Below are 1,135 nucleotides of genomic sequence, written 5' to 3'. Positions count from 1 at the left end.
GGGGAGAACGGCGGGTGACCGGGTGTCTGTTACACACAGCGGTGCGCAGGATGCTATCCGTACAAGTGACCGTACGCACCGTGAGTACCCCAAACCTTGTCGTCGCCGTTATAAGACGACCACCACCGGAGCGGTCCCGCGCGGCACCTCAGCGGGTCCCGCCGGCCGCGTACTTCGCGATCGAGGCGACGTTGTCCTTGGTGACGAACGCCGGTCCGGTGAGCACGGGTTCCTCCCCGCCGCCGCTGACGTTGCCGTTGGTCTCGTACAGCCAGAACGCGTCCACGGCCAGGTACCCCTGGAGGTAGGGCTGCTGGTCGACGGCGAACTGCACGTCCCCGCGCTGGACGGCCTTGACGATGTCGTCGTTGAGGTCGAACGTGGCGATCTCGGCCTTGCTGCCCGCGTCCTTCACCGACTCGACGGCCTCCAGGGCGAACTGGGCACCGTTCATCACCACTTCGTCGATGGTCGGGTCCTGGCGCAGCGCGGCGGCCACGGAGTCGGTCAGGGCCTCCGAGTCGGTGCCGTCGACGTAGAGCAGGTCGGTCCGGCCGCCGAAGGTCTTCTTCACCCCGGCGCAGCGGGCCTCCACGGCCACGTTGCCCCGCTCGTGGATGACGCACAGGGCGTGCTTGGAGCGCAGCGCGTCCAGTTTGTCGCCGACGGCCCGGCCCGCGACGCTCTCGTCCTGGCCGAAGTACTGCAGCAGGCCGGTCGGCTTCCAGGCGTCGATACCGGAGTTGAGGCCGACCACCGGGATGCCCGCCGCCCTGGCCGCGGCGACCGCGCCCTTCATCGCCTCCGGCTTGGCCAGGGTCAGCGCGATGCCGTCGACCTTGTCGGCGACCGCCTCGCGCACCAGCTTCGCCTGGCCCGCGGCGTCGGGGTCGCTCTTGTAGGACAGTTCGATGCCGTCCTTGCCGGCCGCCGCCTCGGCGCCCTTGCGCACGCGCTCCCAGAACGCGTCGTCGGGCGCGCTGTGGGTGATCAGGGCGACCTTGATCCCCGCACCGCCCGCCTTGCCCGCCGTGGTGGCGTCCGCGCCGGTGTCGTCGGAGCTCGTGCAGCCCGCCGCGAGCAGGGAGACGGCGGCGCAGGCGGCGAGGGCCGTGACGCGCGCGGATCTGACGGG

1 protein-coding gene is annotated in these 1,135 nt (G+C 71.0%); it reads right to left on the bottom strand.

Translation table 11 applies throughout. The annotated features are described in order from the left end of the window. Nucleotides 1-148: 148 nt before the first annotated feature. Nucleotides 149-1,135: substrate-binding domain-containing protein (locus FGF04_RS39370; RefSeq protein WP_149516188.1), on the bottom strand; the 987-nt coding region annotated here is incomplete at its 5' end.

The sequence above is a fragment of the Streptomyces apricus genome (assembly GCF_008369065.1).
Lineage (GTDB): Bacteria > Actinomycetota > Actinomycetes > Streptomycetales > Streptomycetaceae > Streptomyces > Streptomyces apricus.
The sequence above is the reverse complement of the archived record's forward strand: the minus strand, read 5'-3'. Positions and strand labels throughout refer to the sequence as shown.